This window comes from Streptomyces sp. NPDC047453 (genome assembly GCF_040643155.1).
Lineage (GTDB): Bacteria > Actinomycetota > Actinomycetes > Streptomycetales > Streptomycetaceae > Streptomyces.
Window position 1 is genome coordinate 1 of the sequence record NZ_JBEYTS010000104.1, and the last position, 17,824, is coordinate 17,824.

The window sequence follows — 17,824 nt, forward strand, 5'->3', positions numbered from 1 at the left end:
TCCAGGCCGAGGATCTCGCGGTGGCCGTCGGCGTTCACGCCGACCGCGATGAGCGCGTGGACGTTGATGATGCGGCCGCCCTCGCGGACCTTCTGGGTCAGGGCATCGACCCAGACGAAGGTGTAGGGGCCGGCATCCAGGGGACGGTTGCGGAAGGCGGCGACCTGCTCGTCCAGGTGCCGGGCCATCGCGCTGACCTGCGACTTCGACAGTTGGGTGACGCCCAGGGACTCGGCGAGCTTCTCCACTCGGCGGGTGGAGACGCCCAGCAGGTAGGCGGTGGCGACCACCGAGATCAGGGCCTGCTCGGCCCGCCGACGTCGTTCCAGCAGCCAGTGCGGGAAGTAACTCCCGGACCTGAGCTTGGGGACGGCCAGTTCGACGGTGCCCGCCCGGGTGTCCCACTCGCGCGGGCGGTAGCCGTTGCGGTGGTTGACTCTCTCGTCGCTGACCTGGCCGTATTCGGCGTTGCAGAGGGCGTCGGCCTCCGCGGACATGAGCGCGTCGGCGAACGTTTTGACCATCGCGCGCAGCAGATCGGGACTCGCCGCGGCGAGGTTGTCCTCCGCGAGGGCGTGCAGGGGCAGACTGTCGGGTGCGGTCATCGTGCTGATCTCCTTCGAGGCTTCGACATCTCGAAGATCAGCCGGTGGCCGTTCATCTATGCGGGCACCATCCCGATGCCGGAGCAAACCCCCGGATCAGGTCGAACCCGTACACCACTTCCCTGGACGCAACCCATGGCGAGATCCGGATCGTCGGCGCAGGCGCGGGCGGGCCGGCTGTGAGTGTCGCTACCGCTTCCGCCAGTGCCCCGGAACCGTGTGGTCAGCGACCGTCGGATGCATGGCTGAACCACCTCGCCCACGCGCAGGGGTGATTGGCGGGGACTCCCGACCGTAATCATGCGATGACGGTCCGATCGCGGCGGCATCAACCCGTCCTGGACCCGCCGTCCTCGTCCGCCGTCGCGCAGCGAGGATCACCGCACTGCCCGAGAACACCGACTGGTGACTGGCCTGCCGGCCGTTCCAGTCTCTTCGTCGGCCGACATGAAACGGACCGGCAGCCGGACCCGGACGTCCATGCTCGCCGCCGGCCCGCACTCGACAGCGCGGCGCTCGCGGTGGTCGACCAAGTCGAACTTGGGTGGTCGACTGCCGTGGCGGCCAAGCGTCTTACGGTGAGAAGAACTCGGAGGTCGCCGCGGTGCTGCGGGTCAGCATGCGGTCGGTGGAACGGTGGCGCCGGGCCTGGCGCGAGTGCGGCGAGGCGGGGTGTGGTCGGCACCAGCCCGCTCGACGGGCAGTCGAGCGGGACGATGAGGCAGTGAGTCTCCACCCGGGCTGCGGGGTGCACCTGAACCGTGATGAGGCATGGGGCAGGATGCACGCCAGACCAGCACCAGAGACAGTGAGGCCGGCGATGACCGAACCAGGCGCGGTGGACCTGATCCACTTGGAAGACGCGGATGGCGACCGCTGCATCGTCGCGTGATCGGCCGCTACAAGCACGATGTGCAGACGAGTCACGGCGTTCTCCAGGCTGAGGTCTTGGCGCACGCCAGCTTCGTCGATGCCCGGCTGGAGCTCTATCTTTTCCAGCAGGACCTCGACGCCTGGCAACAGGAGCTGACTGGCCTCGCTCCCGGCATGGGTGCGAGCATCGGTGGAGATCGCGGGCTGAATCTCGTTCTCCACATGCAAGAGGACCACTCTCTGGCCGTAACGATCCACGATGACCGCCTCAGCACGATGCTGTGGATCCAGCCGCAGGAGAACTGGATGGAGGAGCACCACGAACGACTGGAGCAGGTCCGGCAGACCTGGCCCGGGACAGCCCCTGTGACGTACGAATGGCGTCCATCCCAGGAGAGCTGAGCAGTACTGCTTGGCCTCGCGAGACCGACATCACGAGGTCGGTTCCCAATGAGAGCCGGAGTGTGCCGATGGCCGCGCCTGCCCCGAGCCGCCGTCCGTCGATCCGGCCACGATGACCGGGCGGCGTTCAGCGTGGAAGCACCCAGCCTGGCGTCCAGGTCCCGGCGGCGTCGTGGCTGTCCGCTGTGGCGGCGAGGTGGGCGCGGAGGGTGGCCAGCGCCGGGTGGGGGTTGGCGCGGTGCCACAGGAGCGAGTGCGGGTAGACGGGCATCGGGTCGGTGACCGGGATGCGGCGCAGGCCGTGGCCGGAGGGCCAGACGAGGCGGGTGTGCGCGCCCATGAAGGTGGCCAGGGCCGGAGTGTCGGCGATGGTGTCGAGGAGCGCGTCGGAGCCGAAGTTGGGGCCGGTCGCCTCGATGGTGAGGCCGAACTCGGCGACGAGGTCGTCGTAGTAAGCGGCCCACTCGGTGCCGGGGACGACGCCGGGCATCCAGATCCGGTGCCCGGCGAGCCGAGCTAGGGGCACCGACCGGGCGCCGGCCAGCGCGTGGGCGGGGCCGGTGAGGAGCTGAAGCGGCTCGTCGAGCACCCGGACGGACTCGATGTCCTCGGGAAGGGGCCGGCCGGGCGCGGCGATGGCGCGGAAGGACGCGTCGATCTCACCGGACCGGATGGCGGCGATGGCCGTCTCGATGTCGAACAACCACATCACGTCGAGCTCGGTCTCGGGGTGCGCGCGGTGGAAGCCGCGCATCAGGCCCGACGCCGCGCCGCGCGAGGCGATCACGTCGACGCGCAGCGGACGGCGGCCGGGGCGCACGGACCCGACCGCGCGCTCGGCGACGCGCAGCAGCTCACGCGCGTGGGGCAGGAACGCCTGCCCGTCGATGGTGAGTTCGGCGCCGCGCGCGGTGCGGGTGAACAGCCGCACGCGGAGGTTGCGCTCCAGTGCGGCGATGCGCTTGGAGACAGCCTGCTGGGTTACCGCCAGCTCGGCGGCGGCCTCCTGGAACTGCCCCGCGTCGGCGGCGGCGACGAACGTCCGGACGGTGTCGAGCGCGGATCGGTTGTGCGGACCGGCCTGCGAACCAGAGAATTCATGGGTGCGCCGGCGTCCATGGAGCACCGTCACCCGGCAGCGGCCCCCACACCAGCGCACCGCGGTGAAACCCAGGAGTGGCTTCGGCCATCATCGGGCCGATGCCTCGGGTAAGGGCTTCGGCCAACGTTTCCAGAAACTCCCCGAGAGATCCGTACCCAGGTGCGGTCAGCGGCCGCCACGGTGGTTCACCGCCGGCTTGGTGGAAGGTCGCGAGCCGACCTGCGGGGTCGATGGCCAGGCCGTCCCACGGGGCGAGCGAGTAGTCGGCGACCGCGAAGGGAACCCAGGAACCCCAGAACTCCTCGGCGTTTCCTTCGCTGCCACGGACTGTCACGATCCCGGCCAGTGGAAGCAAATTGATGTTGGGCGAGGAACAGGCCCGCGTCGTACTCATCCAGTGGGCCGCCAAACCGACCGCCGACCGGTCCGTCCCCGTTCGTGACGAGTGTTACGGACGGACGGGAGGCGTCGGGCCCCGTACGTCACTCGTACGGGGTCCGGTGGCTTGCCCAATTGGGCGAAGTTGATCTTGGTTAGGGGTTGGCGGCAGCCCGCTCGTCGTCGGTGAGGGGCGGCTTGGACAGGAACGGCCGCTTGGGTCCGAGCAGCATCGGGACGAGCATGTCCGGGGAGAACAGGCGGGTTGCCGGTTTCTCCATGCTCATCACGTCCAGGAGGGCGCCGAGCGCACGCGGGTTGCGGGCGCCGGTGGCCACTGCCCGGTCGACGAACGCGGCGAGGTAGCGCTCCACGGCGGTGGGCGGGGTGGCGCTGGCTCCGGGGTAGAACGCGTCTTGGCCGACGGCCAGGTCCCAGGCGGCGGCGACGGGCCGGGCCGCGACGCGCTGGAGGCGGCGCGCGAGCCCAGGAGCCGTGACCGGGGTGGTGCGCAGGACGTCACGGACGGCGAGGGCGCCCTGTGCGGCGACGGTGAGGCCATGGCCGTAGACGGGGTTGTATCCGGCGATGGCGTCGCCGAGGACGGTGAACCCGTCGGGCCATTGGGCGAGTTTCTCGTAGTAGCGGCGGTGGTTGGCGGTGCTGCGTGTGGTGGCGACGTCGCCGAGCGGCTCGGCCGTCTTGAGCAGCTCCCCGATGACCGGGTCGCCCAGGCCGAGCGCGAAGTCGACGAAGGCATCGGGGTCGCTGGTGGGCTCGCCGCCGCGGGTGCCGGAGAGCGTGACGACCCAACGGCCGCCCTCCACGGGGAGGATGATTCCCCCCTGGCCGGGCGCCTTTGCCGGGTTCGCCTGGACGTTGACGAGGGGGAAGTCTGCGTCGGCGGTGGTGCCCGGCGCGCGGTAGATGCGGGTGGCGTAGGCCACGCCGGCGTTGACTTCCCGCTCGGTGACGCGGGGCAGGCCGAGGTCCTCGAGCCATTGGGGGGCGCGCGATCCGCGGCCGGAAGCGTCGATGACGAGGTCGGCGGTGAGGACGGACGTGTCGTCGCCCGTGCGGACCTGGACGCCGGTGACGCGGCCGGCGTCGCCCACGAGGGCGAGAGCGCTGGCGCCCTGACGGAGGGTGATCCGCTCGTCGGCGAGGACGTGCCGGCGCAGCACGGCGTCGAGGAGGTCGCGGGAGCTGACGAGGTTGCGGTGGTGCGTCGACGTGAAACGGCGGAACCACACCTCGTTGGGGGCACGGGAGACCATGTCGCCCATGATGTGGACCAGGCGGCCGCCCTGGGCGACGACACCGTCCACGACGCCGGGCACCAGGTCGTTGAAAGCGCGTACGCCGCCGCTCCACACCAGGTGAGCATGCCGGGCTTGGGGAACGCCGCGGCGGGGCTCGGGGCCGTCGGGCAGGGTGTCGCGCTCGAGGAGGGTGACATCGGCGTGTTCGGTGAGTGCGGCGGCGGCGAAAAGACCCGCGGCGCTGGCGCCGATGACGATGGCGGTGGCTCTGCCGGTAGCTATGTCAGGCATGTGCGGTCACACTCTCTGTGCTGGTCACCCGCTGGCGGATGCTGCCGATGAGGCGGGGGCGGTACAGGGCCCGGGAGACGGCGTCGATGTGGTCGGCGATGTCGGTTGCGGCCTGCTGGGGTCGACCGCTGCTGGTGGGGGTCCCGTTGCGGTACGCGTCGGTCGCGGCCTGGATGGCGACGGCCCCGGCGATCCCGTGGGCCTCGTCGGCGCCGTGGGCGGCCGCGGCCGCCTCGTAGGCCTGCCGGTAGAGGCCCTGGTCGAGGTAGGGGGCGAGCAGGCGCAGCGCGTCATGGATGCGCTGCTGGCGCTGCATCAGCCGCAGATCGAGCGGGGCCCAGAAGCCGAGCCTGGCGGCGACCGCGGCGGGTTTGACGACGCGGACCACGCGCCACAGGGACCTCAGCCGCCAGTAGTCACGCTGGTCTCGGCTCCACCGTTGCAGGACAGGCCCGGCCTGCGGGGCGATGAACCCGAGGGCGACCAGAATGGCCTCGATCAGCGCGAAGGGGGGCGCGGCCTTGGTGCTGAGAAGGTCGAGGTCGACACCGAACCAGCGGGCGCCCACCGCGATCAGCTTGGTGACGTCGAAGACCAGCCCGGAGGCGAACCCGAGCTGTAGGAAGATCACGCCGGTCTTGAGCCACCGGTTGGTGACTTCGGGCAGCCACCGCCACAGCATGTAGGTGGCGACCAGGGACGACACCATGTGCGCGAGCAGGTACAGCAGGATGTGCTCGCGCATCCATGGCGTGCCGGCGTAGTAGGTGTCGAGGTCGTAGATGCGGGGTTCGGGGGCGTGGGCCAGGAGGAACGTCGCCCAGAGGCCGACGCCGATGGCCGCGTAGATCCAGTAGATGCGGATCATCCGCCGCCGCCGGCCTTCGGAGGGTGCTTCCCGCCACCGAATGATCATGGTCAGGCCGGTCGCGTTGAACGCGGTGAGGAACGAGTACGCCCACGGCGCTGCGATGTTCGGGACGCCGGTCAGCACGTTGAGCCGCTGAATGTTGATCGGGGTGATCACGATGAGGACGGCCGTGGCCCAGGTCAGCAGCAGGGTGGTGGCCCTGACGTCGGGGTCGCGCCAGGCCCGGAAGAAGGTCGGCGCCTTGAAGGCGAGCGCGATGGCGAGGAGAACGGTGGGGAGGAGGTACGGGACGTGGAAGTGAGGACTCATCAGAGAAGGCGTCCGCCCCTGTTCAGCAGGGACAGGTTCAGGCGGCCCTCCACGGTGGTCGCGCTGACCGGGCTCTCCGCGTAGCGGCCGGTCACCCACGTGCGGACCTCACGGCCGAAGAGCAGGCCGAAGGTCTCGGCGTCCACTTCGTGACTGTCGACCGAGTCGGATCGGGCTGCGACGGTCAGGAGGGCATCCCGTGGGACTTCCTCCGTAGTGAGGATCTGCTCGACCGCTTGCTGTACGGCTTCGGGCGCCCCGCTGGTGGTGGCGCGGGCCGCTGCGTTCATGCCGGCGACGTGGTGGCCGCAGTCGCCGTTCTCCTCGTGCCACAGCTCGTGCCCGAGGATGACGAGCTGGGCCTCGGGGTGCATGCTCTGCTCGACCACGATGACGGAGCGCTCGCCGAAGTCGATCCTCATGCCGGAGACCGGGACGGGCAGGTCTGCGGGGAACGCGCGGAAGGCCAGTTGGATGGGGCGGCCCGTGCGCGCGCTCATGGCCTGGCAGAACGCGTTCATGACGGTCCTCGGTTCGTCCGGCCGCTGGATGGCCTTGGATGCTTCCCTGCCGAGGGCGGTGAGCAGAGACTTCATGGCGCGGGTACTCATCGGCCGTTGTCCTCCTGTGGGGGCATGACGGACTTGATGACGCCGGCAAGGAGCGTCTCGAGCTGCTCGGCGGTCAGGCTTCCGTGGTGACGCATGTCCGTGGCGACCACGCCGTATTTCTTCAGCAGGGCCTGGACGGGGTCCTGTTCGGGGTTCTCGTACTTGTCCAGGATCGGCAGCAGTGCCCGGTTGAGGGCGTCGGGGGACTCGTCGGTGAAGAACGCTTCTCTCGCGTCCTTGAGGTCGAAGAACTTCACGAGGCCGTGGAGGAGTTCGACGGAGGGAACCTTCTTGCCGTCGATGATCTGCCGGGCCCAGACCTCGGAGATGCCGCACTGCCGGTGCACGGCGGCGACCAGTTCCGGCTTTCGTCTTCCGGTCCGGGCCAGGTAGGCGTCGGCGAGGGTTTTCACACGTGCGCAGACCCGTTCACCGACCTCCTCTCGGGGTGGTGTTCCGCCGACGAGGAGCCTGCGGACGGTGCTTTCCGGCAGAGCCGTCTCCTCTGCCAGCAGGCGCGGGTCGAGGAGTTCCGCACGGTTCAGCTGCTGATTTTCGATGAGCGCGTCTAATCGCTGAAGCGTCTCGGGGAGGGATGACATGGGCTTCACCGGTGCTCTCCCGGTTCTCATCAGTTGTGGTGTGGCGTGCAGCCTACGCGCGCGACGCCCGTCGTACAAACGATCGTTTCAGTGCGGACAACGATCGTTGACTGCTGACGCGGGAGCCTCGTAACAGCCTATTGATCCAGTCGGCGCGAGAACCTGTGCCGCTTCCGACGCCTGATCCTCAGCCGGTGTGCTTGGCCATGACGACCAGACCCGGCCCCAGTTGCCGAGCGGGAGGTGAGGGTCGGCGCGCACGCGTCTGCGACCGCAACCACACCAACCGAGGCGGCCGCATATTGGTTTGCCGCCGGCCAACCCGGTCGGATAGGAAGACCGCATGCTAAAGGGCAGCAAGGTCGGGCTCAGGGCCCGGCACGAGGACGACATCCCGATCCTGCGGGCCGAGCTCTACGACGACGTGCTCAACGCCTCCCGGGCCGAAGGCGGGCCGTGGCGGCCGATCACGCCCGGCTCGAAGGATCCGCGGCTCGTGGTGGACGACAAGGAGCAGGGACACGTGCCGTTCTCCGTGGTGGAGCTGGAGGGCGGCACGCTGGTCGGTACCGCGACGCTGTGGGGCATCGACAACCACAACCGGTCCGCGCACATCGGGCTGGGGCTGCTGCCGTCCTCCCGCGGCAAGGGCTACGGCACCGACGTGGTCGCGACGCTGTGCCACTACGGTTTCATCGTGCGCGGCCTGCAGCGGCTGCAGATCGAGACGCTGTCGGACAACACCGCGATGCTGCGCTCCGCCGAGCGCAACGGCTTCGTCCGCGAGGGCGTGCTGCGCTCCTCGGCCTGGGTGATGGGCGAGTTCCTGGACGAGGTGCTGCTCGGACTCCTCGCCCAGGACTGGAAGCCGGACTCGAAGGGCTAGGCTGCCGCCCGACGGTCAAGGACGGGCCACGGAGCCGACATGGACGGCCGAAGGCCAGGACGGCGACGTCGTCCCGCGCCGGCCGTGGGTCCTGTTCACCCGGTCGGCAGGCGGACCGACATCAGGGCGGCCGTGATTGCCCGTGACCGGCACAGCCAGCCTCCCACTGGCTGAGGGCACGCGCGTGTGCAGACTCGGGGGCAACGCCTACCCAGGGCGTGGAGTGCGGGGCCGCCCGAGCCCTGCGTCCTGTCAGCGCGGGGCACTCACTCCGTAGCGGAGCCCGGGTGACTCCGCCACGGGCTGCCGACTGACCCCGGTCCGGCCGACCCGTCAGCCGAAGACGACCCGGAACCTCCGGTTCGCCAGGCTGGGGTTCTTGGCGCGGACAGCCTCCACCCGCGCCGCGTCAATAACGGCGGACGCCACCCCGGGAGCCTCGCCCGCCGATGCCGCCACATGGCCCATCGGGTCCACGATGAGGCTCTGACCCGTGCAGTTGGGGCCGGTCTGACCGCAGGCCAGGACGTAGGCGGTGTTCTCGATCGCCCGGGCGCGGACCAGCGTGGTCCAGTGGTCCTCCTTGGCCGGGCCGACCACCCAGGCGGCGGGGACGACCAGGGCCGTGACACCCGCGTCGATCAGGAACCGGGCCATCTCCGGGAACCGGAGGTCGTAGCAGGTCATGACGCCGAAGGTGACCCCCTCCAGGGTGAAGAGCAAGGGCGAGGGCGTATGGGCCTGGACGTGGTCCGACTCGCGGTACCCGAAGGCGTCGTAGAGGTGGACCTTGCGGTACACCCCGAGCGGATCGCCCTTCTGGTCCACCGCGAGGACGGTATTGCTGGGCCGTTCGCCCTGGGCCGCCGGTGTCTCGGTCATGCCCGCCACGACGGTGATGCTGTGCCGCCTGGCCAGCGTGCCGATCGCGGTGGCGAACGGGCCGTCGATCCGCTCGGTGTGCTGGACGATGTCCGCCTCAGGATCGGGGTTGGAGTACATGGCGTTCTCGGGCAGTACGACGAGCTGCGATCCCTGGGCGGCCGCCTGCCCGATCAGGGCTGCGACGGCCTCGAGGTTGGCGGCCTTGTCGGTCGTGGCGTTGAACTGGCCGACAGTGGTGAGCATGGTCTGTCTCCTAGCGGTGCTGGTACAGAGCGGTGGTCAGTGCGGTCGTCTCGGCGAGGGACCGCCCCCAAGCCGGCCGTGAGGGAGCCGGGGGCTGGTGTGGCCTTCCCCTGGCTTCCCTGGGCATGGTCACAGGGCGAGCAGCGCGTGGTGTGCGATACCGGCGTTCTTCAGCGGCCTGAGCGCGAGGCGGAACAGGGCCAATGCATTGTCGTCGTCGGCGATGCGGTTGTCGCTGAGCTCGGCGCAAAGTTGGCACTGGTGGATGATCAGCCATTCGCCGCCCGGCCGAACCGACATTGGTTGCGGTGCGCGGTGCCCGGTGCTTCCGAGGAGACGTCCAGGCGGCAGCCCGTACAGCGGAAGCCGTTCGCCCCAGCTGTGCAGGACGTCCTTGTGTCGTTGCGGGCGTCGAATCGGGCTGGCCGCGTGCGAGTTGGTGCGTCGCGGCATGGGTGCGTCTCCCTTTCCGGGTCGGTCAGAGGGTGCCGAACACTTCGAGCCGTGGCGGGCCGGCCACGAAGATCCATCCAGGGCCTGTCCGGCGGATCATGCCGGACAGGCCCGTGGTCCCGAGGAGGGCTCAGCGCTTGAGCGTGAAGGTGAAGTCGCCGGAGAACTTGCCGCTCAGCCGGACTGCCGAAACGAGTTTCCCCTCCGTGATCAGTCTCTCGACCTCGGCCCGCGAAAGACCGCAGCCTTCAGCGATGAGTCGCACCGGCCGGACAGGGATCCGCGCCGCAAAGCGGACCGAGACGTCGATCACCTCGCAGTCCAAGTGATCCGATCCGCCGGTGTCGAGGCGCCAGGCTTTGTCCCAGTCGAGGGCGATGCGATTACGGCGCTGCACGACCGGATCCTGGAGCAGCTCAGCTGTCAGGCCAGGGTCGTTGTCATGCAGCCGGTCCAGCAACTCATGTCGTACGGAGCGCACATTCATCCGCTCCAGGACCGTGAGCTTTGCAGTTTCCCCGCAACCGGTACAGAGCACGAGGAGCCAGACGTCGATGAGCTTGTGGTTTGCGTTGACGCGAAATTTACTGCTTGCCCGGAAGCGCGCGGACGCGCACGCGTGGCAACGGCGGCGAACGAGCGGCAGGCAGGTGGGCACGACCACCCAGTTATTGAGCACAGAAGTACACCGGTTTCAGTGAGAAGTCCGCAGCAAAAAGCAGCGCGGCGCACATGAGCGACGCGCGACAAATCAGCGCTTGGGAGGTCTCACAGGGTGTACAACGGCACGTCCTTGATTAGACGACTTGGTTCGGCAGCACGGTAATGGCGCACAGCGACGCTGCTCCACTGGTTTTCGAGCGCCTCACCGCCAGGTTCCATCCGGCGGATCATGGACGAAGCCAGAGCCAGATCGCGGCGACGGTGACGGTGCCGTGGAAGACGTAGGCCCGCTTGTCGTACCTCGTGGCCACGGCCCAGAAGTTCTTGAGCCTGTTGATCGCCCGCTCGGCCTCGCTCCTACGCTCGTAGGTCATCCTGTCGAAGCCGGCGGGCCGACCGCCTTTGCTGCCCCGGCGCTTGCAGTTGGCCCGCTGCTCCCTCGGCTCGGGGATGGTGTGCTTGATGTGGCGTCTGCGCGGGTTGCGGCGGTTACAGCGGGAGCTGTGCGCCTTGCCGCCGCCAAGGTGATCGGGGCGGGTGCGAGGATGTCCGCAGGCAGATCCCGCCAGGGCACTACGGTCCGCTTCCGGAAGGGGATCCCGTTGATCACCCTGCGGTTGCTCTTCCAACACCCGCCCCGCTGGCCCGTCTTGGGCAAGTAGCTTCAGCCGGGCCCACTCGTCGGTCGTCAGATCTCCTCGCCCCACGACGGGCGCAACGACCCCGGCCCAAACCAGTCACATGATCCGCCGGACGGACCCTAAGCCCAAGCGGACTCGGAGACCGGGCGCCACGATTCATCGGATTCGGCAAGCGCCTTCGAGGCTTCCTGCCAGTAGCGCACCGCGTCGCGGCCGAGGAGGAGCCGGGTGGGAGCGTCGTCGCGTCCGGCGAGGTCGAGGATGATACGCGCCACCTGAGCGGGGTCTGCGGAGTTCGCCGCCGCGACCTCGGGGTCCATGTTCCTGAACATGTCGGCGAAGGCGCCCACGGTCTGCAGATACGGTTCACTGATGGGCGGGACGGTCATGGAGGAGCCGGCCCAGTCGGTGCGCATGGCGCCTGGCTCCAGGACGGTGACCTTGACGCCGAAGGGTGCGACCTCTTGGGCGAGGCCGAGAGAGAATCCGCCCACGGCCCACTTGGCGCTCTGGTAGGCGGTCAGACCTGCGGTGGTGATCCTGCCACCGAGTGAGGAGACCTGCAGGATGTGCCCGTGGCCCTGCCGACGCAGGATCGGCGTCACCGCCTTGCTGACATGGACGACGCCATAGAAATTGGTGTCGATCTGTGCGCGGAAGGCGTCGATCGTAGTGTCCTCGACGGAGGCAAGATCACCGTAGCCTGCGTTGTTGACGACGACGTCATAGCGACCGTAGACCTCCAGGCCCTCATGGACGGCGTCGCGGACGGCGCCGTCGTCGGTGACGTCGAGGGCGACCGGGTGCACACGGTCGCCGTACTCGGCGACGAGGTCGTCGAGGAGGGCCGGCTTGCGGGCGGTGGCCACCACGCGGTCGCCTTCCTGCAGCGCGGCGGTGACGATGGCGCGGCCCAGGCCGCGGGAGCTTCCGGTAACGAACCAGACCTTGGACATGAGGATGCTCATTTCGTGTCGTGCCGCGGGAACTGACGCCGACTGCGCGGCGGGGCGGCGAACCGCGCCGCACTCCTACTTTTCAGACCGGCGGTCCGTTATGTTCGTAGCCAACGTAAGGGACCGCCGGTCTGATGCCAAAAGACCGGCAGTCTGTAATATGGGGGCATGACGAACTTCCAGCGCGCACGCAGTGAGGAGCAGCGGGAGATCCGGCGGCAGGCCGTCCTCGACACCACCGCCTCCATGCTCGAGGAGATGCCTGTCGGTGACATCAGCCTGAACGAGCTGAGCCGCCGCGTCGGGCTGGCGAAGTCCAACGTGCTGCGGTACTTCGAATCCCGCGAGGCGATCCTGCTGGAGCTCCTGGACCGCGCCTGGCAGCAGTGGACGGCCGACCTGCCCGCACTCCTGGACGCCGGCATCGACGCAACCGCACCGATGAGCCGGCGCGGCGACCAGTTCGCCGCCGCCGTCACCGCCTCCCTCGCCGAGCGCCGGGTCCTGTGCGACCTGCTGAGCTCGCAGACAGGGGTGCTGGAACACAACGTCTCCCCGCAGGTCGCCGCCCGCTACAAGCGAGCAGCCGTGGCCAATGTCGCCGAAGTCGCCACCCTGGCTCGCCGTCACCTTCCCGAATTGGGCGACAGTGCACCACAGTTGACCGTGGCCGTGATCATGGCGATCGGTGCCGTGTGGACGCATGCGCGACCGTCGAAGGCCATGCTCGCCGCCTACGAGGCCGACCCTTCGCTCGCCGTCTTCAAGATGGACTTCGCGACCGCGCTGCAGGAGATGCTGGCCACACTCACCGCGGGGGCACTCTCCCGCGCCTCGTCCTGACCCCACCCACCTTGGAGCAGCCGTGCGCGTCATCGTCTTCGGAGCGTCCGGAATGGTCGGGCACGGCGCGCTGCGCGCCTGCCTGCTCGACGACGAAGTCAGCGAAGTCCTCGCCGTGGTCCGACGTCCGCTGTCCGTCACCCACCCGAAACTGCGCCAGATCGTCCATGGCGACTTCACCGACTACACCGCGATCCAGGATCAGCTGACGGACCTGGATGCCTGCCTGTTCTGCCTCGGAGTCTCCTCCGTCGGCCTGGGTGAGGAGGAGTACACCCGCGTCACCTACGACTACGCGCTCGCCGCCGCCCGCGCGCTCCACGCCGCGAGCCCGTCGCTGACCTTCGTGTACGTCTCCGGTGAGGGCACCGACAGCACCGGCACCAGCCGCCGGATGTGGGCCCGCGTCAAAGGCCGCACGGAGAACGACCTCCTCGCCCTGCCCATGACGTCCTACATGTTCCGGCCCGGCTACATCCATCCCGTGAACGGAGCGACGTCTCGGACCCCCGCCTACCGCGCCCTGTATCCCCTCACCACGGCGCTCTACCCGCTGCTGCGGCGTGCCCTCCCCCGCCACGTCACGACAACCGACGCCCTGGGCCGCGCCATGCTGGTCGTCGCACGTTCCGGCACGACCACAGCGCGCGTACTGGACGCCCCTGGCATCAACCGCCTGGCGGCGGCCTGACCGAGCCCCCCGTCCACGTCCCTGGCACGCAGGGCGTCACAGGGTGGTGATGGCACGTACGGCCGCCACGATCGCGCGCCGCCGCGCGTCGTGAGCGGTGGGGGGTTGGACACTGGGAACGCCTCGGGGCCCGGCGGCGAGATGTGGGCGACCAAGGCCGGCAGCTCGGATTGAGCACGACAGTTTGCGAGTCCGCGGCCCCGTTGGTTACCCATCGTGACGCCGAAGCGTCCCGATGCGCCCGGGGCCTGTCCGACGGACCAGGCTCCTGCAGCGGCCATCCGTCCTCAGTGCCGGACCAGGCAGAACGGATGCCCTGCCGGGTCGGCGTAGATTCGCCAGCTTCGCCCACCGGAACCGGCGTCCAAGAGCCTCGCCCCCAACGACAGCACCTGCGCTTGAGCCCGGTCCAAGTCCGCAACACCGAAGTCCAGATGGAACTGCTGAGGTCGAGACGCATCAAGCCATCGCGGCGGCTGATAGTCGGCTGCCCGCTGGAAAGCGAGGACGAGACCGGACGGCGCATGCAAGGTCGCCCAGCCGTCACCGACGGCCCATCGTCGATCTTGCTGGTTGACGGTCCCACCGAGCAACGACTGGTAGAACTCGGCGAGTTCCGCCGGATCAGAACAGTCCAGCACCACACACTGCAGGTCAGCGATCACGGGCCGATTCGTTGGCCCAGCGCTCGGGCACGCCGGGCATCATCGGCAGGACCGGCTGGGACCGGTCCAGGACCTGAATCTGCGACTTGTCGTCCCCACACAGCACCAGGGCCCGCTCAGGCGGGTCGTCCACAACCGTCGAGAGCCAGGGGCAGTGAGGCGCCGCGTCCCTTTGGCCATGTAGCGGGTCAGCACCACCACGGCGCCCTTCACCAGCAAGGTCTGGGTGAGGAAGAAGGGGCCCTTGAACAGGCCACTCGTCAGCTTGTCGAACAGCTCCTCACTGGTGTCCTCGATCATCGCCATTCCGGCGAAGCCCGCGTTGTTGACGAGGTGGTCGAACGACTCCCGCTGCCAGGTCTCGCGCAGGGCATCAGCCACAGCGTCACGGAAGGCCGGGAAACCCGGCTGTGTCGCCGATATTGAGGGGCAGCGCCACGGCGGTACCGCCCAGAGCTGGATGTGCGCGACAGTGCTCTTGGCTCCCTGCTCGTTGGAGCTGTACGTCAGGATGACGCCGACCCCGCGCTTGGCGATCTGGATGGCCGCGCTCTGACCGATACCGGAGCTGGCGCCAGTGACGACGGCTACCTTCATGATGTGCCTCCTGCACACGTGGAGCCCGTAGTCCCCACACGGAATGTGACATCTCAAGGCAACCAATCCGATGCCCTGGCGGAAAAGCAGGATCCTCCCGACCTCTTGCCTGATCCTGCCGAGCTTCCCGCGGCGGCCAAAGACGACGTCAAACCGCCGTCATGCAGCCATGACACGCGAGCAGCATCGCCGGGCAGAAGGCAGTCTGTCTGTGGAACGTCCGCCGTCCCGCACGCCAGAAGCACATCGTGAGCATTAAGGACAAAGAGTGACACCCTGCCACCTCGTCACGTTGACCTCGGTACCTTCCCCACCCCTATCGAGCCACTCCCCCGCCTAGCCGCCGCCGTTGGCCTCCAGCCCGACGATCTGTGGGTCAAGCGTGATGACCTGACCGGACTCGGCGGCGGCGGAAACAAGATCCGCAAACTCGAATGGACCGTGGGAGCGGCTCTCGCCGAGGGGGCCACCACACTGGTGACAACCGGCGCTCCGCAGAGCAATCACGCCCGCCTCACCGCTGCGGCAGCCGCTCGCCTCGGTATGAACGCCGTGCTGGTCTTCCCGGGTTCCCCCGAAGCGTCGCACTCGGGCAACCTGGTACTGGACGGTCTGTTGGATGCGCGTATCGTCTGGGCCGGCGACGCCGACGCCGACCGTCTGGCGCAGGAAGCCACGGCGGTGACCGAGCGACTGCGGCGTCAAGGCGAGCGGCCCGCTCTCATTCCCTTCGGGGGCTCGAGCCCGCTCGCCGCGCGTGGCTACCTGCGCTGTGCCGAAGAACTCATGGCGCAAGTCGCCGAACTACGCCATGCCGTGGTGGCTCTGGGATCCGGAGGCACGATGGCCGGCCTTGTCGCAGGACTCGGCGCGGAACGTGTTCTCGGCGTCGACACCGGTGCCCGCGCCGAAGTCGCGGCCGCGGTGTGCGAATTCGCCGCCCCCATCTCGGTGACCGCCCCGACCACCGAAGACCTCAGAATCCGTCATGACCAAGTCGGCAAGGGCTACGGAGTATTCACCGACCAAGTGGCTGCTGCGCTGTTGCTGGCAGCACGCACCGAAGGACTCATCCTCGACCCCGTCTACACCGGCCGCGCCATGGCGGGGCTCGTCTCCGCCGTCCAGGACGGGGACATCAAGCCCGGTGAGAAGACCGTGTTCATCCACACGGGAGGCCTGCCGGGGCTCTTCGGCCATCAGGACGCAGTCGCCTTCGCCGAGCAACGCGTCAGGCATGGCTGGGATTCGTGACCGTGGAAGGTGTGCTCGATGTCGGAGCGCCGCGGGTAGACCTGCCACAGCCGGTCGGTACCTGCCGGGGTGGTGCCGGACCACCCCTGAGGCGGTGCCGTTGCCACTCGGATCGCCGAGTTGGATGCCTGGCTGCCTTCGCCGGTGGGCCGGGGCGGGAGTGCCCGCTCGGCCGCCCCGGCGGGTGCCAGTGCACGAACGGCTGGCCACAACTTCACCGTAGAAAGAACGGATGAGGCTCACTGCCCCTGACTTCCGCCGTCCCCGAAAGGCGTCACCGCACCCACTCAGCCGTGTCGGGTTCCCTCCCGGCATGCGATGTGCCCCGGGATGGGGGTGCCGGTAGGCAGTGCTGGATCGGGGACGGGCTCGCCCCATACAGCAGTCAGGGGCAGGATCCCGGCCCACAGCCCGAGTCCCGCGTCGGGCCCGTCACCGTCCTCGGGTGCGCCGGTACGGATCTTGACGGAGGCTTCCTCCAGGGAGAGGGCGAGCAGGGTGGTGGCGGCGAGTTCTTTGCGGTTCGGGCGGCGGGCGTAGGACCACTGGCCAGGAGCCGAGTGCTCGGTGAGCCGGCGCAGTCCCGCTAGTTTTTCCTCGGGGTCGGTGACCTTGCGGGCGTCGCCGTGGATCACGGCGCTGCGGTAGTTCACACCATGCTCGAAGACGGACCGAGCGAGCACCAGCCCGTCGACGTGTGTGACGGTGACACAGACGGGGAGATCACCGGTCAGACTGCGACTGGCTACGGACCCGTGCAGATACAGCCACTGCTCGTCCCGCCCGTACACGGTGGGTAGGACAAGTGGCCGCCCTTCGATCACTACCCCCAGGTGACAGACGAACCCGGCGTCGAGAACCGCCTCCAGGTCGGTCCGCTCCAGGCTTGCCTGTTCACGGAGGCGCCGATGCCGGGTGCGGTCGGTGACGGTGAGTCGGGGCGGGAGAGGTTTCGAGGCCATACCGCCGAAGGTAGCGATATCGCATATTGTCGTCTAGACATCTTCCGATCTCATCGAAGAGTCGGCCCCTGAACGACGAAATCCGCAGAAACGCCTCCTCGCGGAGGCATGCCCCTCCCACGAGCGTCCACTGCAGTCTCGCTGAGATCCATCAGCACAAACACTGTTTCCGTACTCAATTGGGCCCAGGCGAGCGCTACGGATGGCTCGCAGGGAACGCGACCCGGCCGCCGTCGTGCCGTTGCTGGAAGGCCTACTCGACAGCTACCGGCATCACGAGGCGGCCGATGTCCTCGGCCGGATCGGCTCGGAGGCCAAGGCCGTGCTGCCGCGCCTGCGGCCGATACTGGACGCCGGATACGAGTGGACTCGCGTCTTCGCAGCGGCGGCGCTGTGGGACATCGGAGGCCAGGCAGAGGCCGGTGTGGTCGTGCCCACACTGCTGACCGCCTGGGAGGAGAACGACGCGACCTCGAACCACGTCCTGGCCTGCCTGAACCGAATGGGACCGGCCGCCGCACCGACCCTGCCCCGCCTCCGGGTGGGACTCGCACTGCCCCGCCGCGGCGGTCGCTTCCAAGGCATCGCCAACGACGGGGAGTTGCAGCGCGACTGCCGCGCCTCTCCTGACCCCTCAAGCCACAACGCACCAAACCAGTAGACGCGCAGCGACCTGGTCTGCTCGCTTCCTAATGTTGTTGTCAAGCCGCCCCGGTGACGGGTGGTGCGACTTGGTAGCACCTTCGGTCACGGATCAGTGCCCAGATGACGTTCACGCG

17 protein-coding genes and 4 pseudogenes are annotated in these 17,824 nt (G+C 68.7%); 6 read left to right on the forward strand and 15 right to left on the reverse strand.

Annotated features, from left to right (window positions below; all coding sequences use genetic code 11):
• Nucleotides 1–605: transposase (locus tag ABZ818_RS39340; protein ID WP_361426114.1), on the reverse strand; the 605-nt coding region annotated here is incomplete at its 3' end.
• Between the two features lie 888 nt (nucleotides 606–1,493).
• Here ABZ818_RS39340 and ABZ818_RS39345 point away from each other — a divergent pair.
• Nucleotides 1,494–1,880, forward strand: coding sequence for a DUF5959 family protein (locus tag ABZ818_RS39345; protein WP_361426117.1), 387 nt, complete (start codon nucleotides 1,494–1,496; stop codon nucleotides 1,878–1,880).
• A 127-nt stretch (nucleotides 1,881–2,007) separates the two neighbouring features.
• Here ABZ818_RS39345 and ABZ818_RS39350 read toward each other — a convergent pair whose 3' ends face one another.
• From ABZ818_RS39350 to ABZ818_RS39370, 5 genes are all read right to left on the reverse strand, one after another.
• Nucleotides 2,008–3,012, reverse strand: coding sequence for a LysR family transcriptional regulator (locus tag ABZ818_RS39350; RefSeq protein ID WP_361426120.1), 1,005 nt, complete (start codon nucleotides 3,010–3,012; stop codon nucleotides 2,008–2,010).
• 503 nt (nucleotides 3,013–3,515) lie between these two features.
• Nucleotides 3,516–4,913 carry an FAD-dependent monooxygenase gene (locus tag ABZ818_RS39355; protein WP_361426123.1) on the reverse strand — a complete coding sequence of 466 codons (1,398 nt, stop codon included), beginning with the start codon at nucleotides 4,911–4,913 and terminating at the stop codon, nucleotides 3,516–3,518.
• Nucleotides 4,906–6,093, reverse strand: coding sequence for an MAB_1171c family putative transporter (locus tag ABZ818_RS39360; RefSeq protein ID WP_361426126.1), 1,188 nt, complete (start codon nucleotides 6,091–6,093; stop codon nucleotides 4,906–4,908). Before ABZ818_RS39360 ends, ABZ818_RS39355 begins: the two co-directional genes overlap by 8 nt.
• Nucleotides 6,093–6,704 (reverse strand): toxin, encoded by a 612-nt coding sequence (locus ABZ818_RS39365; protein WP_361426129.1) that lies wholly within the window; start codon nucleotides 6,702–6,704, stop codon nucleotides 6,093–6,095. The genes ABZ818_RS39360 and ABZ818_RS39365 overlap by 1 nt, the downstream gene beginning before the upstream one ends.
• On the reverse strand, nucleotides 6,701–7,306 hold the full coding sequence (locus tag ABZ818_RS39370) for a hypothetical protein (protein WP_361426131.1): 606 nt from the start codon (nucleotides 7,304–7,306) through the stop codon (nucleotides 6,701–6,703). Before ABZ818_RS39370 ends, ABZ818_RS39365 begins: the two co-directional genes overlap by 4 nt.
• 343 nt (nucleotides 7,307–7,649) lie before the next feature.
• Here ABZ818_RS39370 and ABZ818_RS39375 point away from each other — a divergent pair, with 343 nt between their 5' ends.
• Nucleotides 7,650–8,192, forward strand: a complete 543-nt coding sequence (locus tag ABZ818_RS39375; RefSeq protein ID WP_361426134.1) for a GNAT family protein — start codon at nucleotides 7,650–7,652, stop codon at nucleotides 8,190–8,192.
• Nucleotides 8,193–8,525: 333 nt separating this feature from the next.
• Here the strand turns inward: ABZ818_RS39375 and ABZ818_RS39380 are convergent, their stop codons facing one another.
• The 5 genes and pseudogenes from ABZ818_RS39380 to ABZ818_RS39400 all read right to left on the reverse strand — a co-directional run bounded on the left by ABZ818_RS39380 (nucleotide 8,526) and on the right by ABZ818_RS39400 (nucleotide 12,033).
• The gene (locus ABZ818_RS39380) at nucleotides 8,526–9,320 is read right to left on the reverse strand and encodes a carbon-nitrogen hydrolase family protein (protein WP_361426137.1); all 795 of its coding nucleotides are present in this window, start codon (nucleotides 9,318–9,320) and stop codon (nucleotides 8,526–8,528) included.
• A 129-nt stretch (nucleotides 9,321–9,449) separates the two neighbouring features.
• A pseudogene (locus tag ABZ818_RS39385) lies at nucleotides 9,450–9,773 on the reverse strand (RNHCP domain-containing protein).
• Nucleotides 9,774–9,903: 130 nt separating this feature from the next.
• Nucleotides 9,904–10,452 carry a DUF1062 domain-containing protein gene (locus ABZ818_RS39390; RefSeq protein WP_361426140.1) on the reverse strand — a complete coding sequence of 183 codons (549 nt, stop codon included), beginning with the start codon at nucleotides 10,450–10,452 and terminating at the stop codon, nucleotides 9,904–9,906.
• Between the two features lie 211 nt (nucleotides 10,453–10,663).
• A pseudogene (locus ABZ818_RS39395) lies at nucleotides 10,664–10,993 on the reverse strand (IS5/IS1182 family transposase); the annotation flags it as partial.
• Between the two features lie 203 nt (nucleotides 10,994–11,196).
• The gene (locus ABZ818_RS39400; protein ID WP_361426143.1) at nucleotides 11,197–12,033 is read right to left on the reverse strand and encodes an SDR family NAD(P)-dependent oxidoreductase; all 837 of its coding nucleotides are present in this window, start codon (nucleotides 12,031–12,033) and stop codon (nucleotides 11,197–11,199) included.
• A gap of 168 nt (nucleotides 12,034–12,201) precedes the next feature.
• Between ABZ818_RS39400 and ABZ818_RS39405 the strand changes: the two genes are divergently transcribed.
• Nucleotides 12,202–12,876 carry a TetR/AcrR family transcriptional regulator gene (locus ABZ818_RS39405; RefSeq protein WP_361426146.1) on the forward strand — a complete coding sequence of 225 codons (675 nt, stop codon included), beginning with the start codon at nucleotides 12,202–12,204 and terminating at the stop codon, nucleotides 12,874–12,876.
• 22 nt (nucleotides 12,877–12,898) lie between these two features.
• Complete coding sequence (locus ABZ818_RS39410; protein ID WP_361426149.1) at nucleotides 12,899–13,567, forward strand: NAD-dependent epimerase/dehydratase family protein; 669 nt, start codon at nucleotides 12,899–12,901, stop codon at nucleotides 13,565–13,567.
• Nucleotides 13,568–13,854: 287 nt separating this feature from the next.
• On the opposite strand, the gene ABZ818_RS39415 is transcribed toward ABZ818_RS39410, so the two are convergent.
• The 3 genes and pseudogenes from ABZ818_RS39415 to ABZ818_RS39425 form a co-directional block, all read right to left on the reverse strand.
• Nucleotides 13,855–14,232 carry a VOC family protein gene (locus tag ABZ818_RS39415; protein WP_361426152.1) on the reverse strand — a complete coding sequence of 126 codons (378 nt, stop codon included), beginning with the start codon at nucleotides 14,230–14,232 and terminating at the stop codon, nucleotides 13,855–13,857.
• Nucleotides 14,233–14,251: 19 nt separating this feature from the next.
• A pseudogene (locus ABZ818_RS39420) lies at nucleotides 14,252–14,359 on the reverse strand (IS630 family transposase); the annotation flags it as partial.
• Nucleotides 14,360–14,454: 95 nt separating this feature from the next.
• Nucleotides 14,455–14,829 (reverse strand): annotated as a pseudogene (locus ABZ818_RS39425) (SDR family NAD(P)-dependent oxidoreductase); the annotation flags it as partial.
• Nucleotides 14,830–15,105: 276 nt separating this feature from the next.
• On the opposite strand from ABZ818_RS39425, the gene ABZ818_RS39430 reads away from it, so the two are divergent.
• Entirely contained in the window at nucleotides 15,106–16,083 is a 978-nt protein-coding gene (locus ABZ818_RS39430; protein WP_361426160.1) for a D-cysteine desulfhydrase family protein, read from the forward strand.
• A 287-nt stretch (nucleotides 16,084–16,370) separates the two neighbouring features.
• Here the strand turns inward: ABZ818_RS39430 and ABZ818_RS39435 are convergent, their stop codons facing one another.
• Nucleotides 16,371–17,045 carry a pyridoxamine 5'-phosphate oxidase family protein gene (locus tag ABZ818_RS39435; RefSeq protein WP_361426155.1) on the reverse strand — a complete coding sequence of 225 codons (675 nt, stop codon included), beginning with the start codon at nucleotides 17,043–17,045 and terminating at the stop codon, nucleotides 16,371–16,373.
• 202 nt (nucleotides 17,046–17,247) lie between these two features.
• Between ABZ818_RS39435 and ABZ818_RS39440 the strand changes: the two genes are divergently transcribed.
• Nucleotides 17,248–17,706 carry a hypothetical protein gene (locus ABZ818_RS39440; RefSeq protein WP_361426157.1) on the forward strand — a complete coding sequence of 153 codons (459 nt, stop codon included), beginning with the start codon at nucleotides 17,248–17,250 and terminating at the stop codon, nucleotides 17,704–17,706.
• The last annotated feature ends 118 nt before the right edge of the window (nucleotides 17,707–17,824 follow it).